General features: G+C 60.3%; 17 protein-coding genes. 6 read left to right on the forward strand and 11 right to left on the reverse strand.

All coding sequences use genetic code 11. The features are described 5' to 3' along the window. Both dctP and GRB80_RS08850 read right to left on the reverse strand, forming a co-directional pair. Positions 1-1,047, reverse strand: coding sequence for a TRAP transporter substrate-binding protein DctP (gene dctP, locus GRB80_RS08845; protein WP_161423312.1), 1,047 nt, complete (start codon positions 1,045-1,047; stop codon positions 1-3). Between the two features lie 29 nt (positions 1,048-1,076). Next, a complete protein-coding gene (locus GRB80_RS08850) occupies positions 1,077-2,684 on the reverse strand; it encodes a zinc-binding metallopeptidase family protein (RefSeq protein WP_161423313.1) in 1,608 nt (535 codons plus the stop codon). A 93-nt stretch (positions 2,685-2,777) separates the two neighbouring features. Between GRB80_RS08850 and GRB80_RS08855 the strand changes: the two genes are divergently transcribed. The 4 genes from GRB80_RS08855 (at position 2,778) to GRB80_RS08870 (ending at position 8,694) form a co-directional block, all read left to right on the forward strand. After that, entirely contained in the window at positions 2,778-3,701 is a 924-nt protein-coding gene (locus GRB80_RS08855; protein WP_161423314.1) for a LysR substrate-binding domain-containing protein, read from the forward strand. Positions 3,702-3,814: 113 nt separating this feature from the next. Beyond that, entirely contained in the window at positions 3,815-5,545 is a 1,731-nt protein-coding gene (locus GRB80_RS08860; RefSeq protein WP_237561949.1) for an amidohydrolase, read from the forward strand. Between the two features lie 72 nt (positions 5,546-5,617). After that, entirely contained in the window at positions 5,618-7,249 is a 1,632-nt protein-coding gene (locus GRB80_RS08865) for a 5-guanidino-2-oxopentanoate decarboxylase (RefSeq protein WP_161423315.1), read from the forward strand. Further along, positions 7,246-8,694 carry an aldehyde dehydrogenase family protein gene (locus GRB80_RS08870; protein WP_161423316.1) on the forward strand — a complete coding sequence of 483 codons (1,449 nt, stop codon included), beginning with the start codon at positions 7,246-7,248 and terminating at the stop codon, positions 8,692-8,694. The genes GRB80_RS08865 and GRB80_RS08870 overlap by 4 nt, the downstream gene beginning before the upstream one ends. On the opposite strand, the gene GRB80_RS08875 is transcribed toward GRB80_RS08870, so the two are convergent. Both GRB80_RS08875 and nfi read right to left on the reverse strand, forming a co-directional pair. Continuing rightward, a complete protein-coding gene (locus GRB80_RS08875; protein ID WP_161423317.1) occupies positions 8,691-9,254 on the reverse strand; it encodes a DUF1415 domain-containing protein in 564 nt (187 codons plus the stop codon). The genes GRB80_RS08870 and GRB80_RS08875 overlap by 4 nt on opposite strands. Before the next feature lie 103 nt (positions 9,255-9,357). After that, a complete protein-coding gene (nfi, locus tag GRB80_RS08880; protein ID WP_161423318.1) occupies positions 9,358-10,056 on the reverse strand; it encodes a deoxyribonuclease V in 699 nt (232 codons plus the stop codon). A 73-nt stretch (positions 10,057-10,129) separates the two neighbouring features. On the opposite strand from nfi, the gene GRB80_RS08885 reads away from it, so the two are divergent. Together GRB80_RS08885 and GRB80_RS08890 are read left to right on the forward strand one after the other, a co-directional pair. Next, complete coding sequence (locus GRB80_RS08885) at positions 10,130-11,449, forward strand: exonuclease SbcCD subunit D (protein ID WP_161423319.1); 1,320 nt, start codon at positions 10,130-10,132, stop codon at positions 11,447-11,449. Next, positions 11,446-14,772, forward strand: a complete 3,327-nt coding sequence (locus GRB80_RS08890) for an AAA family ATPase (RefSeq protein WP_161423320.1) — start codon at positions 11,446-11,448, stop codon at positions 14,770-14,772. The genes GRB80_RS08885 and GRB80_RS08890 overlap by 4 nt, the downstream gene beginning before the upstream one ends. Before the next feature lie 175 nt (positions 14,773-14,947). Here GRB80_RS08890 and GRB80_RS08895 read toward each other — a convergent pair whose 3' ends face one another. From GRB80_RS08895 to GRB80_RS08925, 7 genes are all read right to left on the reverse strand, one after another. Further along, on the reverse strand, positions 14,948-16,090 hold the full coding sequence (locus GRB80_RS08895; RefSeq protein WP_161423321.1) for an AlbA family DNA-binding domain-containing protein: 1,143 nt from the start codon (positions 16,088-16,090) through the stop codon (positions 14,948-14,950). Positions 16,091-16,307: 217 nt separating this feature from the next. After that, the gene (locus GRB80_RS08900; protein WP_161423322.1) at positions 16,308-16,832 is read right to left on the reverse strand and encodes a hypothetical protein; all 525 of its coding nucleotides are present in this window, start codon (positions 16,830-16,832) and stop codon (positions 16,308-16,310) included. A 179-nt stretch (positions 16,833-17,011) separates the two neighbouring features. Beyond that, entirely contained in the window at positions 17,012-18,397 is a 1,386-nt protein-coding gene (locus GRB80_RS08905) for a hypothetical protein (protein WP_161423323.1), read from the reverse strand. 499 nt (positions 18,398-18,896) lie between these two features. Further along, complete coding sequence (locus GRB80_RS08910) at positions 18,897-22,781, reverse strand: hypothetical protein (protein WP_161423324.1); 3,885 nt, start codon at positions 22,779-22,781, stop codon at positions 18,897-18,899. Between the two features lie 149 nt (positions 22,782-22,930). Next, positions 22,931-23,950: a nuclease-related domain-containing protein gene (locus GRB80_RS08915; protein WP_161423325.1), complete on the reverse strand. Its 1,020-nt coding sequence runs from the start codon at positions 23,948-23,950 to the stop codon at positions 22,931-22,933. Positions 23,951-24,157: 207 nt separating this feature from the next. Further along, positions 24,158-25,633 carry a sodium:solute symporter family protein gene (locus tag GRB80_RS08920; protein WP_237561950.1) on the reverse strand — a complete coding sequence of 492 codons (1,476 nt, stop codon included), beginning with the start codon at positions 25,631-25,633 and terminating at the stop codon, positions 24,158-24,160. After that, positions 25,626-25,850, reverse strand: a complete 225-nt coding sequence (locus GRB80_RS08925) for a DUF3311 domain-containing protein (protein WP_161423327.1) — start codon at positions 25,848-25,850, stop codon at positions 25,626-25,628. Before GRB80_RS08925 ends, GRB80_RS08920 begins: the two co-directional genes overlap by 8 nt. Between the last annotated feature and the right edge of the window lie 37 nt (positions 25,851-25,887).

Raw genomic sequence — 25,887 nt, forward strand, 5'->3', positions numbered from 1 at the left:
TCAATCGAGACGTCCCTTGTCACGGGCAAGGTCACGTACCATCTCGATAGCCTCGGCGGCCACTGGCGACTTCTCGGCCTCGGTGTCCCAGACCTCCTGGGCCGCCTCGGTCATCGCCAGTACGTCATCGTCGGGCAAGGAAGTAACCTCGAAGCGGTGCGCCTCTTCCTCATTCCACTCGACGAACTTCTGATGGCGATAATCGGCCCACTCAGCAGTGACCTCCATGAAGGTATCCTGCAGCTCCTCCGACATGCGGTTCCAGGTATTCTGGTTGACCAGAATATTGTCGACGAAGCCCGGGTAGAGCATGTTCAAGTCGGTGTAGTGGGTCGCCACCTCGTCGAGCTTGAGCACCGAATAGTCATAGGGACCACCGTAGATCAGGCCATCGATGGTGTTGGTGCTCAGGGCGATGTAGAACTCCTGAGGCGGGATGTAGACGGTGGGAATATCGAAGTGCTCGAGCACGGCAGACACGGAAGGCGTGGCACGAACCTTGAGCTCGCTCATGTCCTCGAGGGAGTTCACCGGCTCCTTGGTCAGCAGATCGAAGCGACCGCCGAAGATCGGCACCGTATACTGCACGCCTTGACGAGCATAGTTCTCGCTTAGCAGGTCGCCCAGACCACGCTCGCTCCATAGCTCCTTGGCTTCCTCGAGGCTGGTCCACGCCATGGGAATACCGGACTCCAGGACGGCGGTGTCCATCTGCCCTCCCCAGTAGCCGGCATAACCGTAGATGGCCTGCAGGGTGCCGCTACGCAGTGCAACGAACATCTGGTCGTTGGGTACCAGCTCTCCGCCGCGGAAGATCTTGAGCTGGATGCGGCCATCGCTGGCCTCGGCCAGCATCTCCTGGTAGCGCTCGAAGATGGGATCCTCTTCGGTGCCTGTATATCGTTGCATGCGAATCTCGACAACGTCACCATCCTCGGCCATCACGGCTCCCGATACGACACTAAGGCCGCCGGCCAGGGCGAGCCCTGCCAAGGTGCTGGTTACCGAAGCGGCCACACCGCCCATCGCGAACTTGTTGTTATGCATCTCGAAACTCTCCTGCTAAGGGATGGGTATCACGCTTTATCGGGATGAGTATCCGCCGCGCTAGCGGGGATCACCCAGTCATGTTCACCACGCGGCGTGGTGACATATTCAGGCCAGCGGAACTGCAGCGGCGGCTCATAATCGCACAGCGGCGCCATCCAGTCCTCGCCACCGATGCCTCCGCCGGTGCGCTCGACAAATTCGGCACGCGCCTGCTCTAGCGCACCTGGCTCCTGGAACAGGTCCAGCAGCGTCAGTCCTACCGTCTTGGCGGCGGTGGCGATCATCGGATCGATGCAGGGCGCCAGGCCACCCAGAGCATTCATCGTCCAGGCTGGATAGGCACGCCCATCATCGCGGGGTGCGAGAGTGGGCCGGCCAATGTAGAGGCGAACCGTCGGCGCATGCCAGGAGTACTCGGTGTAGTCGTCCGAGGTGAAATGGGTCTGACTGGGTGCCAACATCTGGCGCAACTCATGCTCGGCCTCCTGGGGCGGACGCAGCCGCTCGATATCGGCCAGGAAGGGACGCTCCATCGGCGTCATGCCCAGGCTTTCCTGGATCTGGCGAGCCTGGGCCCCGGCCTCCTCGCCCAGCCGGGGCGGTCCAACCCGTTCCAGATTGCGGTAGGTCAGCTCGGCCAGGGCGTGGTTGGGCAGACCGGGGCGCGACTTGGCCACCCAGTGGCGCTCCACGCGACAGTGAGTCAGCCCGGCGACATGCTCGGCAATATGGTCGAGCCCGCGCACCACATGCTCGGCCTGCTCGACCGACGCCACCCGGATGAAGTACTGAATCTCGGCCATCTGGGCGGGCAGATTGTCGGCGGTCGCCTGCCCAGCGTTGAGGATCGCCTCGTTCATCGACCAGTTGAGGCCACTGGCCAGCACATGCTCGCGCAGCGCCTTGGCATTGAGATACATCTGGGTGACCGCATCATTGGCTCCCGGCGCTCGCGCGCTGGCGTGGGAGGCGGCGATGGGTGATTGCACCGCGCTGGTCAACCAGGTCTCGGGGCTATCGCACACGAAACGATAGATAACGCCGTAGGCGGCACCGCAGTGGGTATCCCAGCGGGTGGTGTTACACAGCGGCAGCATGTAGAAAGGATGGAAGCTGATCGCCGCATCCAGGTCATCGTAGTACCCCCGGGCGGCGTGAATCGGCTTGGAGCCACGCACCTTCTCCGCCGGCTCACCGAAGAATTTCAGGGTGCCGCCGATGCCCTGCTCCTTCATCAGCGCCTGCACGGCCAGAAACCCGCCCAACGAACCGATACCCAGCGCCGAGTGTGGATCGGTATGCCCGCCGGCCCAGGGACTCAGGCCATCACGGGGCCGCTGAACCACATCGGCCGCCTGACAGTTGCCTGGCACGGCGTCATACTCGGCATAACCACCCAGCGTGGGCCCCTCGCCATTGCTCCAGGTAGCGCAGAAGGCGGTAGGCATACCGCCCGAGCCCTCTTCGACGGTGAAGCCATGCTGGCGCAGTAGATCCACGTAGAAGCGCGCCGAGCGGTACTCCCGCCAGGCCGTCTCGGCGTAGTGCCAGATCGTCTGGTTCCACTCCGACAGCCTCGGCATCAATGCCTCGACCCCCTGAATGAGCGCCTCGCGTTGAGCGGGTGTGGTCATCTGACTTCCTCGATCGGGAATGATTGATTTGCCAATCACTATAGATAAAAATCCGCTCATCAAAAGCCAAAATTAATCACCCGATTGGTTAAAATGACTCAACAAAAAATCTCGCACCTGCCCTCCCTTCAGGCGCTGCGCGCATTCGAAGCGCTGGCCCGACTAGGCAGCCTGACAGAGGCCGCCGACTACCTTAGTCTCACCCGCAGTGCCATCAGCCATCAGCTTCGCCTGTTGGAAAGCCAGCTTAATCTGCGACTCTACGAGCGGAGGGGGCGCGGGGTCATTCTGACACCGGCAGGCCAGCTCTATGCCGGCGAGGTACGCGAGGTGCTGCAGAGCCTGGAGCGTATTCATGCCAACCTGCCCGACCAGGAGTACAACGGACACCTCCATGTATGCATGCCGCCAGGCTTCGCTTCCAGCGTTATCAGCCGCCATATCAACGACTTCTATCGCAGCTATCCGACGATTCGTCTGCACCTGAGCACCAACCGCGAGGACGAGACGGTCCACCAGCCCAACTTCGACCTGTTTGTGGTGTTCAGCAAGGGCATTCACAGCGATCACCACGTCGAACGCCTCACCCAGCCCACCTACCAACCGGTATGCAGCCCCAGGCTGCTCAACGAACTGAACATCTTGCATCCTCGGGACCTCAACCGTGCCACCCTGCTGCACCTGCACAGCGCTCACGACTGGCAGCTGTGGCTCTCCGGACGCACCGGCAAGCATCCGGTCAAGGTAGATTCCGGGCTCTATTTCTCGAACATTCTGCTGGTGCTCCAGGCGGCCATCTCGGGTCAGGGCATTGCCATCGGCGACGATGTGGTGTGTGGCGAGAGTCTGCGCCAGGGTCAACTGGTACGCCCCTTCGGTGAAAGCATCCCCGGCGATCGTGCCTATTATCTGGTGACGCCCCACAGCCGGCTCGAAGATCCCAATGTCCAGGCCTTCAGCGAGTGGATAAAAAGACGGCTCAGCGGCCTGCTCAGCGCCTCTGCCGTGATGCCGTAAGTTGCATTGCCACACGCCAACATCGCTCACCTATGACGCAAGAAATTACCACCTCATGGCCATATCAGGTGGTTTATGGTGAATCCTACACGACAATCAACGAGGTGATAGCGATGTTCGACCCATGGCGTTCCAGCCACGCTCCCGCCCCGCGTCATGCCGATATCGTGCTGACCGGCGGCGCGATCTACACCCTCGACCCTAGTCGCCCCTGGGCCGAGGCGCTGGCCATGGCGGGCGGACGGCTGTGTGCCATCGGCGACGCCAGCAGCATGGCCGAGTGGATCGGACCCCACACCCGCGTGGTAGAACTCGGCGGTCGCTTCGTCATGCCCGGCCTGCACGACATGCATACCCACCCCGACCTCGGTCTGGCGGCCAAATATGACGACACCCTCACGATCGGCGTCGAGGACCCCACTCCTGAGCAGGTCAAGCAGGCGATTCTTGACTACGCCGAGAGCCACCCCGGGGACGGCTGGATCCATGGTGCCTACTTCGTACGCTATACCTTCCGCCAGGCGGGCCTGGTGCCGGGGCGGGCCTGGCTCGACAGCGTGATGCCCGACCGGCCGGTGGCGCTCCTCGATCGCATGTGGGGCACCATGATGGTCAACAGCAAGGCGCTGGCCCTGGCCGGCATCGACCGTCACACCCCGGATCCGCGCAATGGCTACATGGAGCGCGATCCACTTACCGGCGAGCCGACGGGGCTGATGATCGACGGTGCCTACGCGATGATCCACGCCGCCATGCCACCGACACCGGTGGCCGCACTGCGTCAGGCCTATGAGGAAGGACTGCATTTCCAGACCAGCCGGGGTGTCACCGCCACCAAGTACGTGCATGTCTGTGAACAGCGCCTGACCGCACTCAAGGAGCTCGACGATACCGGCCGGCTTAGCCTGCGTGTCGAGGCCGCTATCAGCTGGCAGGACGACATCTTCCCGGTGGCACGGCGTTGGGAGCTGCTTTCTGGTGAGCGGCACTACTACGCCAGCAGCCGACTCAGTGCCAACGCCGTCAAGTTCCACTTCGATGGTACCGTGGAGCCACGCTCCTCGTTTCTGCTCACCCCCTGGGAGAGCGACGATGACTGGCGTGGCAAGATCAACCTGACCCCCGAGCACCTGCGTGACATGCTGATCGACATGGATCGTCGCGGTATCCGTGTCATTGCCCACTGTACGGGCGACGGTGCCTCCGACCTGTTCCTCGATGCGGTGGCGGCCACGCGACGTGCCAACGGCCCCGGGGTGCGTCACCAGTGCGCCCACAGCACCATCCTTCACGATGCCAACCTGGCGCGCTTCGCCGAACTCGACGTGATTGCAGAGTTCTCTCCCGCCGCCTGGTACCCCTCGCGCTTCACCTCCGGGGCGCGCGCCGGCTATGGTGCCGAGCGACTGTCACGCGCCTATAACCTGCGCGGCGTGCTCGACGCCGGCGGTGTGGCGGTATTCGGTACCGACTTCCCGGTAGCCTCCATCGATCCCTGGCTGGCACTGGAAACTCTGGTGACTCGGCAGAACCCCTGGGAGCCGGGCGAGGAGCGCTTTGGCACCCCCATTTCCCTGGAAGAGGCGCTGCGCGTCGCTACCCTCAACGGCGCCTACGCCATGGGGCTGGAGCAGGAGAGTGGGTCGCTGGAGGTGGGCAAGTCGGCCGACCTGATCGTGTTGGATCACAACCCTTTCGCCCGTGAGGTGCGCGGTAACCTGCACCGCACCCAAGTCGAGCTTGGTTTCCTGCAGGGACAGCCGGTATACGATCGCTCCGGCGAGCTTGACGCCCATGGCCTCACCGCCACCTGGCAGGGTGAATCGCCCACGCTGCAGCCTTGACAGTCGGCCCCGCCTGCCGCGGGGTACGACATTCGCCCCCTTGTTACCTCTTCTGTCCCTCGGAGTCATGACATGACCTGTGCTGAACTGCTGCTTCGCCTGCTGCGCGACCGCTATGGCATCGACACCCTCTTCGGTATCCCCGGCGTGCATACCGTCGAGCTCTACCGTGGCCTGAGCCACAGCGGCGTGCGCCACGTGACCCCGCGTCATGAGCAGGGTGCCGGCTTCATGGCCGACGGCTACGCCCGCGCCACCGGCAAGCCCGGGGTATGCCTGATCATCACTGGCCCCGGCATGACCAACATCACCACCGCCATGGGCCAGGCACTGGCGGACTCGGTACCGATGCTGGTGATCTCCAGCGTCAACCGCCGCGACACCCTGGGGCGCGGCCAGGGCCGTCTGCACGAGTTGGAGAGCCAGTCGAACCTGGTGGGCAACGTGGCTCGTTTCAGCCATACCCTGCTCGACCCGGACGGTCTGCCCGAGGTTCTGGCCCGCGCCTTTGCCATCTTCCAGGGGGCCCGCCCGGGGCCGGTGCATATCGAGATTCCCATCGACCTGTTCGATGCCCCCGTCACCCCACCCACCCACTGGCCCGCCCCGCAGCTGCACCCTGCCGCCCCGGACCCGGCCGGCCTCGACGTTGCCGCCGAGTGGTTGCACGCTGCCGAGCGTCCGTTGGTGCTGCTTGGCGGCGGCTGTGTGGCGGCCCCTGAAGCCGCTCGAGAGCTGGTCACCCGCCTCGATGCTCCCACCGCCACCACGGTCAACGCCAAGGGGCTGCTGGGCGATGCCCATCCTCTCGACCTGGGCGCCACCACCGGCCTGCCGGCAGTGCGCGAGCTAGCCCGGGAGGCCGATGTGATCCTCGCCGTCGGCACCGAGCTTGGCGAGACCGACTACGACGTGGTGTTCGACGATGGCTTTACCCTCAACGGCCGACTGATCCGCATCGACGTGGACGCCCAGCAACTGGTGCGCAACCAGTCACTGGCGCTGGGGCTGGTCAGCGACGCCGCCCGTGCCCTGGAGGGGCTGCTCTCCCGGGTGCCCGATACCCTGGCGCGAGATGGCGTAGTGCGTGCCACCGCGGCTCGCAAGGCTCTCGCTCTTCATCAGGAGCCACTGCTCGCCCCCTTTGTGCCGCTGTGTGCCACCCTCCGCGAAGCGCTGCCCGACGCAGTCTGGGTGGGTGACTCCACGGCACCGGCCTACGCCGCCAACCACCTGCTGTCACTGCCCGCGCCACGTCGCTTCTTCAACGCCTCCACCGGCTACGGCACCCTTGGCTACGGCCTGCCGGCGGCGCTGGGTGCTCAGCTCGGCAAGCCTGAGCAGCCGGTGATCGGCCTGGTGGGCGACGGCGGAGTCATGTTCAGCCTGGCGGAACTGGCCACCGCCGTGGAAGAGCGGCTGCCGGTGGTGATCCTGCTGTGGCACAACCACGGCTACGAGGAGATTCGCCGCTACATGGATGAGCACGGCGTCGAGCGGCTGGGCGTGGATATCCAGGCGCCCGACTTCCAGACCCTGGCCCAGGGCTTCGGCTGCGCCGCCACCCGCGTGTCCAGCCCCGCCGAGCTGGGCCAGGCACTGCGTGAGCGCCCGCCCCAGGCGCCCTATCTAGTAGAGATCGACGCCGCGGCCTGGTGCCGTCAGCTCGAACTACCGCCACCCGCTGCTCAGGAGGCCCCATGACACGTCTCGACCAGCAGTTTATCGACAACCGCTGGGTGACCTCCCGGGCCCATCGCTGGCTGCCGGTCACCAACCCTTATAGCGAGGCGCAGATCGCCGAGGTTACCGCCGGCCACCCGGCCGACGTGGACGCCGCCGTGGACGCCGCGCGTCGCGCGCTGCCCGCTTGGCGCGCGCTCCCCGGCGCCCAGCACGCCGATTACCTGGAGGCCATCGCCAGCGCCCTGAGTCTGCGCCGCGAGGCACTGATCCTCGCGTCCGTCACCAATAACGGCAAGGTGCGTGGCGAGGCTGCCATCGACCTGGACGACGCCATCGCCTGCTATCGCTACTACGCCGAACAGGCTCGCCAGCTGGACGCCCGCCAAGGCACGCCGGTGGCGCTGGCAATGGCCGGGGCCGAGGCACGCTGCTATCACGACCCGGTTGGCGTGGTGGGACTGATCACGCCGTGGAACTTCCCGCTGGTGACCAGCGCGTGGAAGATCGCGCCGGCGCTGGCCGCGGGCTGTACGGTAATTTTCAAGCCTTCCGAGGTGACGCCACTGCCTGAACTCGCCCTGGCCGAGATCGCCATGGAGATCGGCCTCCCGGCGGGAGTGCTGAACCTACTCAACGGCGACGGCGAGGGCATCGGAGCCCCGCTCAGCCGCCACCCAGGGGTCGACAAGCTATCGTTCACCGGTAGCAACACGGTCGGCGAGGCGGTCATGCAGGCCGCCGCCTCTCATACCGCCAACGTCTCGCTGGAGCTGGGCGGCAAGTCGCCGATCATCGTGATGGAAGACGCCGACCCCGAACAGGCCGCCGACTGGGTGATGGCGGGCATCTACTACAACGCCGGCCAGATCTGTTCGGCCACCTCACGCCTGCTCGTCCATGAAGCACTTGCCGAGTCACTCTACGCGGCCCTGGCCACACGCATCGACGCCCTGACGCTGGGCGACCCGCTGCAGGCAGAAACCGATATTGGGCCACTGACCCGCGCCCAGCAGCGCAGCAGCGTCCAGCGCTACCTCGATATCGCTCACCAGGAAGGGCTAGTGGCGGTACGCGATGGACGCCACCGCACGCTGCCCGACACCGGCTTCTTTATCGCCCCGACCCTCTATCGCGACGTGCCGGTTGCAAGCACCCTGTGGCGTGAAGAAATCTTCGGTCCGGTGCTGTGCGGACGCAGCGTCGTCGACGAGGCCGAGGCCATCACCTTGGCCAACGACAGCGACTTCGGCCTTGCCGCCACGGTGATCAGCGGCGACGCAGAGCGCGCCCGACGCATCGGTCGCCAGCTGCAGGCCGGCAGCATCTGGTACAACAGCGAGCAGCTGGTGCTGCCACAGACCGGCTGGGGCGGCTTCAAGCGCAGTGGCATCGGTCGTGAGCTCGGCCCGTGGGGGCTTTCTGCCTATCTCGAGGTGAAGCATCTCATCGGGCCCAGCGACTAGGTGTCTTTGATCTGCCCGCGCAGCCTGGCGAGGGCCGTGCTGAGTCCAGCATGGCCCTCCTCGCGTAGCGCCGTCACATTACGCTCGGGTATCGCCTCGGGGTCGGGGTAGCGGGCAAGCGCCTGCTCGAGGCCCGCCTCACGCAGCAAATGCAGCATCGGCAGGGGCGAGCGATTGGTATAGTTGGCGGGATCTTCCGGCTCGGCATCGGCGAAGCAGTAGTCCGGATGAAAGCTGGCCAGCTGATAGACTCCTTCATAGCCTTGGTCCACCAGCAGCGTCTCGGCTATCTCGAGAAAATCCAGATAGTCATCGAAGGCCGCTAGCCCCGGTGTCAACACCAGCAGGGTCGTCTCGATGCCGGGCGTCTCGTCGAGACGCTCACATTCGGCCACCAGCGCCAGCAGGGCGGGCTCCCAGTCGCCGGCATCCTGTACCACATAGCGGATGGTGTCGCGGGCCACCTCTCGGCCGGCAAAGGGGCAGATATTGCGGGCGACCACGAAGGTCTCCACCCACTGGCGGGTCGCGGCAATGGGATCAACGGTTGTGGGACACATGGCAAGCTTCCGGCAGCAGGAGGAGACCCGCCATGGTCCGCCGAACTGCATCGGCAGGCAAGTCGACCGAGACCAAGCCACCTGAGGACGAATCGAGCCTCGCCTAGCGCCGCTTCTGGTCGCGACGCGAGGCCAGACGATCCGCCAGCCGGGTCGGCTCCGGCAGCTTGGTACGCCGCAGACACGCCGCCACCCACCCGAGCGCCGTGGGCAGCGAGACCCTGTGGCCGATGGAGACGAAGATCGGCTTCACCCTGGGCCGCGAGCGCAGCACCGCCGCGATCACCTCATCGTCAGGACCGTCGACCAGCGGCGTCCACTCTCCCCGTTCGGCGCCCGGCTCGGCGTGACGACCGCACAGCCGCGACTTGGCCACGCCGATGGTGGGCAGGTCGAGCCACAGCCCCAGGTGACTGGCCACCCCGAGCCGCCGGGGATGCGCGATGCCCTGGCCGTCCACCATCACCAGATCCGGTCGTACGCTCAATCGCTCGAATGCCTCCAACGCCGCCGGCACCTCACGGAACGACAGCAGCCCTGGGATATAGGGCATCCGTGTCGGCTCGCGATGGACCACCCGCTCCACCAGCGAGAGTTCACCTCCCTCCTCCGGCGGCCAGGCCAGCACCACCACGGCGGCTCGGGTGATCTCACCGCCCTGCTCGAAGCCGATATCGACGCCGGCGAGATGGCGCACCTCGGCCAGGCGATCCTCCCGCTCGACACGCCCGGCCAGGCGTTTCTGCAGGGCGATGGCGTCCTTCGGCGACAGATTCCAGTCATGGAGTGGGGTCGTCGTCATCAGTACTCCTGAACAGCCGCTGTGAGTCACGTAGACTAACGCCTTCGGGACGCTGGATGGAAAGGGAGAGACCATGAAGTTGATTCACACCGCCGACTGGCACCTGGGCCAGAGCTTTCACGGCCAGGAGCGCCACACCGAACACCGCGCCTTCCTGAACTGGCTGCTCGACACCCTGGAGGAGCGCCAGGCCGACGCCCTGCTGGTGGCCGGCGATATCTTCGATGTGGTCAATCCCTCGCTGCGTGCCCAGGAGCTGTTGTTCCACTTTATCGTCTCCGCCCACGAGCGGCTGCCGACCCTGGATATCGTCCTGATTGCCGGCAATCACGACAGCGGCAACCGCATCGAGCTACCCGCCCCGCTGATGCGTCGTCTACGCACCCACGCCCTGGGCCGGGTCAGCTGGCTGGACGACGGCACCCTCGACGCCGAGCGCCTGCTGGTGCCGCTCACCGATTCTTCGGGTGAGACGCGTGCCTGGTGCCTCGCACTGCCCTTCCTGCGCCCCGCCGAGGTGACCGGCGCGGCGCTGGCGAACGACGACGACGGCCCCGACGATACCCCCAACGACTATGTAGCCAGCATCACCCGGGTACACCGACAGCTGATCGATGCCGCCGGAAAGTGCCGCGAGCCTGGCCAGGCGCTGGTGGCCATGAGCCACGCCCACCTGCACGGTGCCGCGGTGTCCGAGGCCAGTGAGCGCCCCATCGTGATCGGCGGCGAGGAGTCGATCTCCGCCGCCCTGTTTCCGGACTCTATCGCCTATGTTGCCCTGGGCCACCTGCATCGCGCCCAGCAGGTCGGCGAAGCACGCATCCGCTACAGCGGCAGCCCCCTGCCGCTGGACTTCAGCGAGGTGGCCTATCCCCACCAGGTGGTGGAGGTGGTGCTCGACGACGAGACACTGGCCGCCACCGAGGCACTTCCCGTGCCCCGCCCGGTGGCCATGCACCGCGTCGGTCCCGCGCCGCTGGAGCAGGTGCTGGCCGAACTTGAGGCCTTAGAGGACGCTCCCGCGTTATCAAGAGATCGCTGGCCCTGGCTGGAGGTGCGTGTGGAGCTCGACTCACCGACTCCCGACCTGCGTGCCCGCGTGGAGGCCGCCCTCGAGGGAAGGGCGCTGCGTCTGCTGCGCCTCGAGCGGCGCCTGCCCCGGGTCGGAGACGACGACCAGAAGACCCGAGCCGACCTGGAGACCCTGGGCCCACGCAGGCTATTCGAGCACACCTGGGAGAGGCGCTGGGGCCAGCCACCGGAGGAGGACGTGCTCGCCGACTTCGACCGCCTGCGTCAGGACGTGCTCGACGCCGATGACACCTCGGACGACAACACGTCGGCCGACCGCACATCGGCCGAACAGCCATCAACCGGGGAGGCGCATCAATGAGAATCCTCGCCCTGCGCCTGGAGAACCTGGCCTCCCTGCCCGGCCCCCTCGAACTCGACTTCACCACGCGCCCCCTCAGCGAGGCCGGCCTGTTCGCCATCACCGGTCCCACCGGGGCCGGCAAGAGCACCCTGCTCGACGCCCTGTGCCTGGCGCTCTACGGCGGTACACCGCGGCTGCGCCAGGCGCCGGCCCGGGACAGCCAGGTCGAGGACACCGCGGACACCAAATTGACCACCAGTGATCCGCGCACCCTGCTGCGCCGGGGCACCGCCTCGGGCTTCGCCGAGGTCGATTTCCTGGGCCGCGACGGACACCGCTACCGTGCACGCTGGGCGGTACGACGCGCCAGGGAGAGGGTCACCGGCAAGCTGCAGAAGGCCGAGCAATCGCTGCGCGACCTCGAGGATGGCCGCCTGCTCACTACCCAAAAGCGTGAATTCGATCGTCTGCTGCCGGAGCGCCTGGGGCTCACCTTCGACCAGTTCACCCGCGCCGTGCTGCTCGCCCAGAGCGAGTTCGCCGCCTTCCTGCAGGCCGACGACAACGCCCGCAGCGACCTGCTGGAGCGCCTGACCGGCACACGCGAATACTCCGAGATCTCGATGGCCGCCTACCACCGCGCCAGCCAGGCAAGAAAGGGAGTGGAGGCGCTGGAAACGCGACTCGCCGAGGACCTGCCCGCCGACGCCGAGGCCCGTGCCGAGCTGGAGCACGCTGCCCAGGCCAGCCGCCAGGCCCTGAACGAGCTGCAGCAGCAGGCGGAGTCACTCAAGGGCAAGCAGCGCTGGCTCCATGAGGACGCCCGGCTGCACGAAGGCTATCGGGACGGTCATGCCGAGCAACAGGCCGCCGAACATGCGTGGCAAGCCCTCGCCGAGCAGCGGGCCGACCGCGAGTGGCGCCGGCTGATCGCCCCACGGCGCCACGCCCTCGTCCGTCATGCCGAGCTGCCCGACGAGATCGCCGAACTGCAGTCGACCCACACCAGGACCGTCACGGCTCGCGAGACCGCCGACGCCGAGCAGCAGACTGCCTGCACGGCGCTCGAACAGGCCGAGCAGGCCATGAACGAGGCTCGTGAGAGCTACCGCCGCGCCGTGCCCGAGCTGTGCCAGGCCCGCGAACAGGCCCAGAGCCTGGCGACTCTGGATCAGCGCCTCGAGGAGCTGGAAGCGGCACGCGACAAGCAGCAACGACTCGCCGACGACATCACCGAGCAGCACCGCCACGCCCAGGCCACCCAGCATAAGCGTCAGCGCCAGCGCGACGAGTGGCAGGCAAGGCTGCACGAGCTGATGGGCACTCACACCGACCTCGACGCCGCCCGCCAGGACTGCCAGCAGGCCCATGATCGGGCGGCCCAGCGCCATCTCGCCCTGGAGGAAATAGTCAGCCGCTGGCAGGAACTCGCTCGCGCCCGGCAGGCCCATCAGAGGCTCGCCGCCCAGCTGGGTCAGGAGCGCGACCGCCGTGACAAGCTGCTGGCCGAGGGTCAGGCCGCCCGTGAACATCTCGACCGTACCCAGGCACACTTCACCACCGTCTCCGCACTGGTCGAACGCAGCCGCGCGGTGCGCAGCGAGAGCGTGGTACGTCTGCGCGAGGCCCTCGAGGAGGACACTCCCTGCCCGGTCTGCGGCGGCCTCGACCACCCCTGGCGGCATCACCCGCCGTCGACGCCGGAGGCGGCCCAGCTCGAGGCCCAGCAGCAGGAGGAGACCCGCCAGCTGGAGGAGGCGCGCAGCGCCCTGGATACCGCCCAGCAGCAGCGCGATGAGCTGGTCGGCGACTATCGCGCCCTGGAACGCTCCCTCAAGCAGCTGGAGCGCGACCTCAAGGCCGCCGAACAGTGCCGCGACGACACCCTACAGGCGCTGACCCAGCATTCGCTTTACGGGGAGCTCGAGGCCATCGACGAACCCGACCGCGACGCCTGGCTAGAGGCCCAGCGCCGGCAGAGCGAAGAGCAGCGTCAGCGGCAGCGCCAGTCGCTGGAGGCCCTGAACCGGGCCAGCGCCGAACTGGCCCCGCTGGAGAAGGCCCTCCACGAGGAGCAGCTCGCGCTGACCCGCCTGGAGACCGAAACAACCAGCGCCACCAAGCGGCTGGCCGAACTCGACGCCCAGCTGCCTCCGCTGCGCCAGCAGCGCGACACGCTCGCGCGGGCCCTTGCCGAGCGGCTCGGCGAACACGCCTCGCCCGACGCCTGGCAGCAGCGGCTCGACGCGCACCTGGAGAGCGCCCGCCAGGCCTATGACGCCGCCCTGGCTCGGCTGCATCAGGCCCAGCGTGGGCAGCAGCGGCTTGCCCAGCAGACAGAGCACGAAGCCAGACAGCTGGAGCAGCAAAAGCGGGAACAACAGCGCCTGACCCAGGAACTCGACGCCTGGCGCCAGGCTAACCCCGGGCTGAGTGATGCCACCCTGGCACGGCTGCTGGCCCAGGGCGACGACGCGGCTCGCGACCAGGAGCGGAGAATCGAGGCGGCCGACGCCCAGCGCCAGCGCGCCGCCGCCACGCTGGTGGAGCGCCGCACCGCCCTGCTGAATCATCGTCGCGGTCAGGGGCTGGTCGAGGACGAGAGCCGGCAAGAGGGCCGACAAGAGAGCGACCAGGCACTGCTGGACGAGGCCGTGACCGCCGAGCTGCAGCGACGCCATGAGGCACTGGAGAAGGCCCAGACCGAACTCGCGCCCAGGCTGGAAGCGGCCCAGAAGGCACGGGACGAGGCCACCTTCGCACTCAACGATGACGACCGTCGACGCGAGCGCCAGCAGGCCGGGCAGAGCGAACTGGAGGCAGCCCGCGCCGAGTTCCGTCGCTGGGGGCGTATCAGCGAGCTGATCGGCTCCGCCGACGGCAAGGTGTTCCGGCGCATCGCCCAGGCCTACAACCTGGAGCAGCTTCTCGAGCACGCCAACGCGCATCTGGCGGGCTTGAGCCGCCGCTATCGACTGGTACGCGGCGGCAGCGAGCTGGGCCTGCTGGTGGAGGATCTGGACATGGCCGACGAGCGCCGCTCGGTGCACTCGCTCTCCGGCGGCGAGACCTTCCTGGTCTCGCTGGCCCTGGCGCTGGGGCTCGCCTCCATGGCCTCCGGCGAGCTCACCATCGAATCGCTGTTCATCGACGAGGGCTTCGGCAGCCTCGACCCGCAATCCCTGGCGCTGGCCATGGAAGCGCTGGATGGCCTGCAGGCGCTGGGCCGCCGGGTGGGCGTGATCTCCCACGTGCAGGAGATGCATGAGCGCATTCCGGTACAGATCCAGGTGGAACCTCAGGGCAACGGCACCAGCCGGGCGAAGCTCGTGAGCCAGTAAGGATGAAAGCGGGCTCGCTGACGTTGATAAACTCATCGTCAGCGAGCCGGTTTTCGCAGTATCGAATTGTCAGCTTTCGGCCAGAAGCGGACAGCTAGTACGCTCGACGACTCTCTTGTAGATACCTACTCGACAGCCAAAATAACAGGAATTTCGCATAAGTCTGTGTCCACGATTACTGGGCCAGATCACCCGAGGCATAAAGGTCCGACACACCAGCTACCGTCACTGGGCCAGCAACATCAAACGAATGTTCGATCAATAGCGGGGCCGGTATCTCGTTGGCTAAGATGCGAACCTGAAGCACATAGTTGCCTGGGCCTGATGGCAGGATTGCCAGATCCTCCTCAGCGCGAGTCGTTTGGCCTGGCCGCATCGTTTCTATTGTTACGTGCGCCACCGGTTCGCAACCTCGTTCATCCACGCTCACCCGCTGATTGGCACGTTCGAATATATTTTGCATGTTGGCAAGGTGGCCGAAACCAGACGAGTCAGGTTCCTCAGGCATATGATCAGCACGAAGTAGCGAAACGGATTCACCCTCCGGACAACGGCACACCATTTCTATGTGTGTGTCCCCGAGAGAGAAGTCCGATTGGTTAGTCAGGGATAACCTCACCTGGATCACACGCTTCCAGTTGGCACGATAGTTGGCGACGTCCCGCAAGTAGTTTTTGTTGACATGCTGATATGAAACGGAAAACATGTCGCTTCGCCTCACCGAATAGTCTGGCAAGTCGTCCGGAAAGTTCAGGAATTCCCTTTCGAAGGAGTGTGGAAGGGGCTGGTTGTCCGGTGTTTGAAATAACAGCTGGATCTCGGCTTCGCCCCTCACCATATTGGCCGCCCCCATCATCGCTATCTCTCGAGGTGAGGCTATCCCAGTGGCGCTACCCCGGCGAACATAGACCGTATCCTTGGACAATTTACCGTAGTCCTTCTTGAGGTAGAACGGCCGTTGCTGCTGCGGAATGGAGATCACAGCAATATGCTGGCCATCGAACAAACGTTCCTCGTAGCGAAAGGTCAGTTTAGTCTCTAACTTCCCGTTCACAAACTCCTGGAGACGGGCATCGTCGATAACGCCTTCTGGAGACAACCCTACTACGTCTGCCGGATGGGGTGGGTTCTCCTTGAATCCCAGCAGGATGTATGCAGTGCTATCTCGATGCGTGTTGGCTAAGGCGAGAATGTCCTTCAAAATCTCTGATTTCTCTTCGTCACTGGCCTTGGCGAACGGGTAGCGTTCGGCTTTGTAGTCCAGATCAGAACCTTCTCCTCTATAACGTAACTCCTCAAGAAACGCATCGGTGAGCATTTGTTTCCTCCCCTCTAACCACACTGCTGCCCGTAAGTGCTGGGTGAATCTCCACTAGTCCATCAGCGTATACTCAATTTCCCAATTCGGCCAAGAGCGGTTGTTCAGAGAAAGCTCATACAATGCCAACGGCAGGGGCGCAAAGTAAGGAGCGTCCCTTGACCGCATTTGATACTGATTGAGCCTTCTCCCCAGCCGTCGGCTTTGCTACCCACATCTATATGAGCTCGCAGTGTACTCGGCGTATCACCTCTGATACATCGCTAATCACGTCGCCGCAATGCTGGACGAATGCATCATCAACCTCGACCAATGTCGATACCTCTGATACATCACCCTCGAAGAAAAAAGACTCGTCTGGTAGCTTTATTCTGAAAGGCAGCGCCTTAGCCTTCGCAACAAGAGCATCGTAACTTCGACCACGACCATGCTTGAGCACGTTGATAGCAAGATAAAGGTCGTCAAAGCGTTCTTTAGTATCTATTTCTCCTTCGTCACCCAGTATCTTCTTGGCCCTATCAAACCCATTAGAACAGCCAAGACCATCTTGCAGATTGGCTTCAAAAATAGAAAACATCCCAACCGCCAAGATCGCTTTTTGAAGCTGTATCATTGTAAGAGCTTTTACTAACGAGGTGGAGCTGCTTGTTTGGAGTTTTTCAACCGTACTCTCGTTTGCCTCCCTTAGAGCTTCAAGAGTAAAAGCTGCGCACCTATCAACGAGTTCGGTAAAACCATGCATAGTAACTCCAAAATAGGCAAGTCATTTTTAAAGCGGTGCACCAGCACAGGGGCCCGCACTGTCAAGCTAGTTGGAACCTCAGCGGCTGTTAGACTCTGAACCATGTGGGGCGTGACGAGGTTCCGATGAAGTACTCCGACGAGCGCCGAGAAAAGGAAAGGAAAGGAAAAAGGTGCTCCTTATTCTAGCCTCTCTCCCCACTCACATCCAGGACCGTTGAAGGCGAGCTGATCGAAATCCCACTCCCATTCACAGTTTCCCAACGTCTTCTCACACTCATCTTGCTGGCAGAGGGTAATGACTGGATGGGCTTGTTGAATCCCTGCCTGTAATGTCAGGCCTGCGCTTAGCGAGGGTCCAAAAGGATCGGAGTGCCACCCCAGGGTCGTGGTTCCCGCCGCCTGTATATAGGGGCCGGCAAGTCCGTAAAGGATAACCTCGAGTTGCGGCACCAGTTTGCTGGTTGTCTCGACGTCAGTGTATAACGAAGGATCGGGAACATGAAAGGCTGGTGGGGTGAGTTCGGGGCCGGTAAGGCTCCAGCTACCCTGTGATCGGCTAACTTGTCGCTGCAGGTGGTGTTTCAATAGTATGGGATCCTGCTGCTCGAGTTCAGCGCTCGCGTTAAGCCCATAGGTTAAGCTGCCCCCTGCCCGAGCAACGATCGGTAGCCAGCCCACCCTGAATACCTTGGGGCGAGATCGCCCCTTCCAAAGCAGCCACTCCTTATCGACCTCGTTATCCGCGCGCAATTTCAGGCTGCCCGCCTGACAGATCTCAGCGTCGAGTTCGGCGTGTTCCGTCTGGCCGTTATCAAACATCAATGCATATGTCATATGAAGCACTGCACTGTAGGCGATGTCGGCATTGACGCCATACGGAAGTTCAATATTTTCTACGGTATCAACTTGGAAGCGGCCGGGAGTGCAGTGCATATTGGCTGTATTCCAGCTGACCTTTCGGTAATGACCACCTTCCTGGTAAATATAGGACTCCAAGCCGAACATCTCTTCTCTTGACCTGATCATCGTACTTGCCTCGACAACCAAGGTGCCCTGCTTGATGGCATCGGCTAACACTGCCCGTTCCAGCCGAAGCTGCCAGCCGTCGTCAGTTTCCTCCAAGGCGTTAACGTGGTGCAGCAACCCATCCCAGGCTAATCGTTCTTTTGCGTTTGGCTGCCACAGCGTGTCATCCCAGAGATCGTGGTACAGACTCTCCGGTGGTGTCACCGCAGCAGCCAGAATGTTGCCACTGTTCAATCCTTCAAGCGATAATGGGAGCCTTTCGAGATACAGAGTCAGAAAAGGGCTTCCCGGTTCCGTCTCGTCTTGCCCGCTGACAAAGGAGAATAGTTCTTCCGATTCTTCATTTGTCAAGTACACGACATGGTCGAACAGTTGAACCTCGTCATCTTCTGCTGAGTAGAGGTCAAGATGCTGTGACTCGTCACTGCCATCATGAAAGGCGGTCGCCAGTGGGCTGAATGAGACCTGAAGTGAGAGAATCAGCAGGCCTATCATGCGTTGGACGGGAGCAAGCCAGTGGTAGTCTCGAGGCGACATTGTGGTGCCTCCCAAGTGGCGAAAATAGTCTGATCAGTGTAGTCCGAATTGCTGGATAGTCGACTGGCTCAGGAGAGAGAAAGGAAAAGATTCATGCAAATGTATGAGTCGCCTGATGTCCGTGATAATGGCTGCAGCGGGCCCTATGTCCTTGTGTTTCCGCTGCTATTGTGAGTTGATAGGGGTACGTCCTCTATTTCTTTGAATGCGAGTTTTCTCTGTAGCAAGGATAGGGGTTAAGGACAGCATTCGGCCAGAAGCGGACATGCAAACTGTGATGTGACGGTATTCACCTGACAGTCGGCCGCCGAAAGCAGCGGCGCATTAAGTATCCTCCGAAAAAGCCGCAGGATACTTACTCGAACATGGGGTGAATGAAGATCTTAACACCTTCCACTATTGGATTATGAACCCGTACTCTTCCTGATTTACTTCACGCACCTCGTTTTGATAGCCATACCGCCCCATTAACGCTTAATAACCAAAACCACCCACCGCCTCATGCTCGATAATACGCTTCTCGATTTCCATCTCGTCTTTGTTCTTCAATAATTTGCTGCCCTATCCTTGACACTATCTGATCAACCCACCGATGGACATAAGTACTTTTCGACATAGCTCTTAATTGGAGCAATTGGTCCCGCTCACTCTCAAGCTTGTTAGCATATGAGCCAACCCAGCTGCCTGTGGTTAGTCTAGTACACAGAACATCAAGCCTGTCTGGTCGATCCACATGAGAGTCGACAAATTCCACAAAACATGGATCCCAATTACGTTCATCATCGACCTTGATAAAGAGCTGAATCCAGCCCAAAATAAAAGGAATTCGTCCTTCTTTATCTTCAATCATCCACGGTATGTAGATATCTTGCGGAATACTATTAAGCACACCTGGCTTTGAAGGGCTTCCACTATTCGCACCAAATAAGCTTTCTAGCCTGTATCTGGCCCTACTATCTGAGGCCACCCGTATTTCATGGTATTTCTCCCAAACCAGGCAGGGCGAGCAAGAAATCAGACGGCGGAGTATCTTTTGTGCATAATCATCAAATGCGAGTTGAACACCGAACTCTTCAACAGCAGTTACGCTGATAATGAAGTCCACCAGCTGAGCCTTGAAGTGGTCATCGATACGGCCACTATCCAGCAGTTTCTCGACTAAAACACACCAGAGGTACCAATCCATGGCTGAATAGCGCCCTTTATCGAACAAAGCAGGATTAGTTACAGATTGAGCAAGGCTTTCCAACAGCCATCCTTCTTTAGGATTGGAACCATACAATACGCGGCCTAGAAAATCGATTGCTGCCCATGCTCCTTGCTCGCCCTTTGTCTGCAACGTGCTAATCAATTCTTCGATTAAGGTGTGATCAATTTTCTGGAGAAGCTCACTGAAGGCAAATGCTGAAACTTGATGCGGCTCGGCCGTATCGTTTTTTACAAACTCAACTGCGCGCCGCATGAGCGCATCATCTAACCCTACAGCGGCAATAAATTCAATTGATGACTTACTCAGACTCTGCGCACTAAGCGCGAGCTCTAGACACTCTAGAGCTTTTTTTCTATCCGTTTGTGCTGCGCCAGAAATGACATTTCGCACAAGGTTAGAAATGACGACAATGTCTCTATCCGCAGACGCCATTTCTAAAACGTATCTTAGCAGTCGGTCAGGATCATTGACGTGCTTCGCAATGCGAACAATGGCTATCCAGGCTGAATTCGTCGGCTTAGCCAAAAACTTATCCACTAACGGAAAGAAATATTCTGCATGATTCGGGCTTGCATCTACAAGCTCGTTGATCTTGTTTAATCCATAATCGTGATCGTTATCACCACCAGGGCTATAACAAACATCCGGATCATGAATATCGGTTGCCCAGCCACTGCTGTAGTAATACATTTGTTCGATTTTATCGATGGGAAGAAGCTCATCGTAAAAAGCACGAAGTTTTTCACGATGCTCATAGCATGCATCATTTCTATCAAAATACAACCATTCATTTACCATGAGCGCTGCATTATTCCACTGAGGATAAACTTCACGAAGTCGGGCTATCATGGCTTTAACTTCATCAAGCATTGGTTCAATAGAAAACAGACTCCTAAGATGTGAACCAATATTGTTTAATGTAATTTCTCTGCTTGGGTCGACGGCACTAAGGGCAATTTTTTCGAGGCGTGTTAAAGCAGCACGGTAATAATCGAAAATCTCTTCGTATGTTTTGGGCTGCCAGTCTTCCAAAGCTTCTCCAGCCCCAATATGTTCCGATCCTCCGGATCTAGAAAAATGCCCCGATTGAAGCATGCGATCCAACGCACCAACACAGAGCTTACGGACCCGCTCGTCTGTGTTAGCTAAGCCATCGTCCAGTACTAATAGCTTTTCTTCCGGCGTGGCCTCTGTTCCAGACAGATAAAGCTGAAACAAACCTATGAACTGACCGGAAGCATTATTGGACCAACCCTCATTTTCTGCTGCACCTAGTTTTAAGAGCAGCCTTGCTGCGGGATCAAACGTTTGACGGCGGAACACCAACTTCTCTAATGCCCAAATTGTATAGCGTCTACCTGAATCAAAGGCTGCAAGCTCATCGATTGAATTACTCGCAAGTAGGCTATCCAAATGCTCCATCGTTGCATCAGGGGCAAGATGAACAAACCGATCAAGAAGCTTTGACCCAAATTCGCTATCCAATGCTGTCTCGTCAGGCAATGCCTCGGCGAGTAAAGCGCGGGCGAAGCTTGTCACTTTATCTGACCACGACACCCAACGCAGACGTCCGACCATCTTCAGCTTCATCTCTTCACTGAGCGAACGGAATAGAATTTCCAGTGCGCCCGAAGGATTGCTTTCCAACCACTGGTTTGACAAACGCATAGCGAGGGGAAGAGGCTGGACCTCGCCATAATCTCCCTGACGAAACAGGACACCCCGCTCGGTAAAGCGACTTAACTCCCGATACATTTTTTGCCCAGTCTTACTGCAATAAGACGCAATTTGTTCGAGTTCGTGAGCCGCATCGTTCTCTAATCCAACGATTGTGAAAAGGCTAATAAGTTGTAGGCTTTCAAAAGCTGACAGGTCTTCTTCGCGCTCACCCCAAACGAGCCGGGATATCAGAGTTTCAACCGAACTCAGCTTTTCGTCGCCATCTTCTAAAGCTCGAGATGCAAAAACCGCCATTCTTGGAAACCCTTGAGACATATCACGGATTAAGGAAGCATTCCTGCTACTTGCCTCTTTGTTTGTTGCCTCAGCGATATGGCTGATCAATGCGTTTGAAGCAGCATTAAGCTCAACTATTAGATTTTGGTGTATGCCATGAGACTTGGTTTCCACTCCTATCGTCATAAGATGACAGCGGGAACCTTCTCGATGTACTGTTTCACTCAGCCGCGCATGAATTTCATCGGGACAATCATCCACAATGATAAGTGCTCGGGATCTGGTGTCGGCAATTTCACGTGCAATGTTGAGAAGTTGATCTTTGACGTCCTCGTATATGCAGTAGATTATCTGGCTTTCATCAAGGATGTCCTGAGGAAAAGAAGATTGGCTTGCGATAAGCTGATGTACGAGACGAGTCTTTCCGTATCCTGATGGCCCGATCACACGAACAGCATTTCCCCGCGTGAGTAAAAACGTAGATATGATCTCTCGAATTTCATCAAAAGACTTTTCTTGGGAAATCGAGGTATCCTCATTTCGCCAAGTTTGAATTTCCCTTCCCTTGGCGACGAACCTTGTGTCATCACTTTGCTGAAACTCAATTTGGGAAATCTCTGGAGTGCGCCCCCAATCTTCGAATGTTTGAAAGCCACCAAGATAAACATCTCGCAGCAAAGCGTTGAGCCATAAAGCGACCGATGGATGCGTATTTGACCACGCGGCAAGCCTGTTGCAATCATATATTTGGATCGACGATAGCAGGGATGGGTCATTTCCTGTCTCGCAGATCCCCTCCTGAATTGCTTCAATACGGCGATCAATTTTGGTGCCAACTACCGGCGTGTTCGTCACAATGAGATATGCACCGCTTTTTGACAATGCCTCCTCTATAGCTTCGTTAATGCGTGGATTGCCAGAACCTTGAGAGGACTTTGACTGAGTTTCTGACTTAAGCCCGGAAGGAGAAGTTCTTCCTTTCTTACATTGAAAAACAGTAAAGCGGCTTTGCAGCCAATCCGTCTCATTTGGCCCGCCAGTCCACGAGACCCGTGCATCGTCACCACCATCAGGAATGGTTATTTGCGCAGGAGCTGTACCGGAACGTAACGGGATCGAATTCTTGTTTAACTCAGCATAAATCAATCTTCGGAGGAGGTTTACAAGCTGCTCTTGATCTAGTCGTTCGATTTGGCCGGCATTGATTTCAAATATCATTGTTTTTTCACTTCAGCTGCCTATGAAACAGTGATAAATTAAAGCACCATTTGCATAGAGAAAATGTTTTCGCTTATTCTCTATAATTGCTGCTCATTACCCTTAAAATGTCCGCTATGGGTCGGAAGCTGTCATATCAGTACCCCCCCCTATTCCTGCCGAAAGACCAGAAACTGCTGCGTACATTTACGACAAGTTCCGGTGTACTCCGGGCCATCCTTGGACACGCGTACGCTCTTCCAGCCACAGGCGGGGCAAGACTGCTTCATCGAGGTGTTGGTGCTGCAGTGGCCGCACTTCACGTAGTAGCCGTACTGGCCATACAAGCCGGTGAGGCTATTGGCCTCGCCGCACTGCTTGCAGGTCATCAAGCCTTGGACCTGGGCAGGGGGCTCGGTCGGTGAAGAGCTGGTATCTGGCGTCGGCGCAACCGAATAATTCGGCACGGGCTCGGCAACGGAAGCGGAAGCGGCCGGTTCTGGCGTGACAGGGGCGCTATCGCCGTCTCCCCTGGCAGCGCTCACCTGGGCGGTATGTTCGAGCAGAAAGTTACCGATATTGTCCAGCTCTCGCTTGGAAAACTTGGGCTTGGCTTTTAGATACTCCGTGAGGGTATTGCCTACTACTTCTCGAATCTTCTTGGCTAGGAACTCTGTCTTGACCACCCTATCGGCAACATCCTTGGGCATCTTGTCCCGATGTAGAATGGCGGTGCTGGAGACAGCACAGAGCACCTGCCAATCGCGCCCGCCTACCTTGCCCTGTATGCCCAATATCTTACCAAGCAACTTCCCGACGTTATCCCTGATCAAATGATGCAAGAGTTGCTTTTGTAGCTCCGCCTGACGGATCGGCGACGGAATCCCCATCCAGTTGCCCTGATAGCTGCGCGACCACTCGCCGGCGGCATTGACTGTCACCTCACCGACGATGCTTTTGGACTCGACGATGATGAAACCGTAGGGGTGAAGAATCAGATGGTCGATCTGCGCTCGCTCACCGCGATGTTCGATACGCAGGTCGTTAATGACGTGGATCTGCTTGTGCTCGCCGAACTCGCGGCGTAGCTGAAAAGCGACGTCCTGTTCCTGCTTGTGGCCGTAAAAGGCGCGCTCGTCGCCGCCACGGCTGCTTCCGTATAGCGAGGCATCCTTTTCCTTAAGGATCATAGATTTATTCCTTAACACCCGCCCGACTAGCGGGCGATCACTAATAATTTGCAAGATTTTGTTACGGGCCAGCTTGACACCGAAGTGGGCTCAGAGCCAATTGTGCGAAGGTCTCGCATTTAACAGGTAATGCCATATCGCGAACCTCAAGAGCGAACAAAAAAGGCCAACTCCCTTAGGAGCTGGCCTCGTCAGCAGTAGTTATGATCAGACTGACGTGGAAAGACTCTCCACCGGGGAGCGGGATCCACTGCCCTTGCGCACCAGGCTGATGGCGACGAACAGCGCGGTGTTGACGACCAGCCCGCAGAAGCCCGGATGCCAGTCGAACGGCGCCGTACCGCCAAACTGCAGATAGAGTGTCACTACCGAGCCCACGGTCAAGCCAATGAAGGCGGCCGTCTGGGAGGCGCGTCGCCAGAAGAGTGCACCCAGCAGCATCGGCAGCAGCTGCACGATGATGCCGTAGGCTCCCAGCAGCAGGGAGACCAGCGACCCCGGGTTGGCCAGCGCCAGCAGGTAGGCCGCCAGTGAGATGGCGACGACGCCGTAGCGCGTGAAGGAGAGCGCCTTTTGCTCCGGCCAGTCACGCAGGGTGGGGTGGAACTGGGCAATGTCGCGAACCAGGATCGTCGCCGAGGTGTGGGCCAGGTTGGCGGCAGTGGACATGGCCGCCGCCAGTGCCCCGGAAAGGGCCAGGCCGATCACCCAGGCCGGCAGGTCTGCCAGCTCTACCACGATGGTCAGCAGCACCTTGTCGGGGGAATCCAGCGGCGTATCCTTCAGCAGCACCACGCCGGCGAAGCCGATGATCAGCAGCGGCACCAGCAGGTAGCTGTAGAGCGGATAGAGAATGAACACCCGCTTCAGGGTGCGCTCGCTGCGCGCGCTGTAGAACTTCATGAAGATGTGGGGCCACATCACGCAGCCGAGCGCGCTGACCAGAATGGCGGTAGAGAAGGCGCCCCATCCCATGCCGCCGGCCCCAGGCATGGTGAGATACTCGGGCGCCTCACTCTTGATTTGCTGGAACATCTCGCCTACGCCACCGAAGAACTGCTCGGCGGTGGTTAGCCCCAGCGCCCAGGCGATGACGACCATCATCAGCCCCTGGAGCAGGTTGGTCCAACCGATGCCTTGCAGGCCGCTGGCGTAGACATAGGCCGCAACAACGCCGCAGGCGAGCAGACTGCCCAACCAGAAGGGAATCATGCCCGAGGTAGCGGCCTCAAAGAGCATGCCCGCGCCGGCGATCTGGATAGTCAGATAGGGAATCATCGCCAGTACGCTGATCACCCCGATTACCAAGCCCAGCACGTTGCGCGGCGTCGGGTAGCAGGCCGAGAGGAACTCGGCCTGGGTGAGGAAGCCGTGCAGACGACCAAGCCGTGAGATGTGCGGGGCGATCAGCCACCAGACGATCACCGCCAGGGTCAGGTAGGCGACGATGTAGATGGCCGGTGCGCCCTTGCTGTAGGCCCAGCCCGGGGCACCCAGGAAAGCGAAGGCCGAGAACACCTCTGCCCCTAGAATGAAGAACAATACAAGAAGGCCCATGTGCCGGCCTCCCGCCACATACCCCTCTAACGATGAAGACTGCCCCTGGCGAGCGCGTAATCCAACCAGCAGGACGATACCCAGGTAGCCCACCGTCATGGCGGTGATCAGTATCGAATCACTCATCATCTGTGGCCTCCTGTCCTTCCTGGCGATAGGTAATGATCAAACCAATGAACATCACGAATACCCACGCCACGTACCAGAAGATGAAGAATGGTAGCCCCATGATAATGGGGTCTATTCGATTAGCGATCAGCGCACCGGGCCAGACCATGGCGAGAGTGCAGATAGCAAAGTAAAGCAACATGCCTTTGGAGGGCAGCCGTTTAAGGTTGGACATCGTGATTAGCTCCCGTTATGCACGGATTTTTCGTTGT

This window comes from Halomonas icarae (genome assembly GCF_009901955.1).
In the GTDB taxonomy this organism is placed as follows: Bacteria; Pseudomonadota; Gammaproteobacteria; order Pseudomonadales; family Halomonadaceae; genus Halomonas; species Halomonas icarae.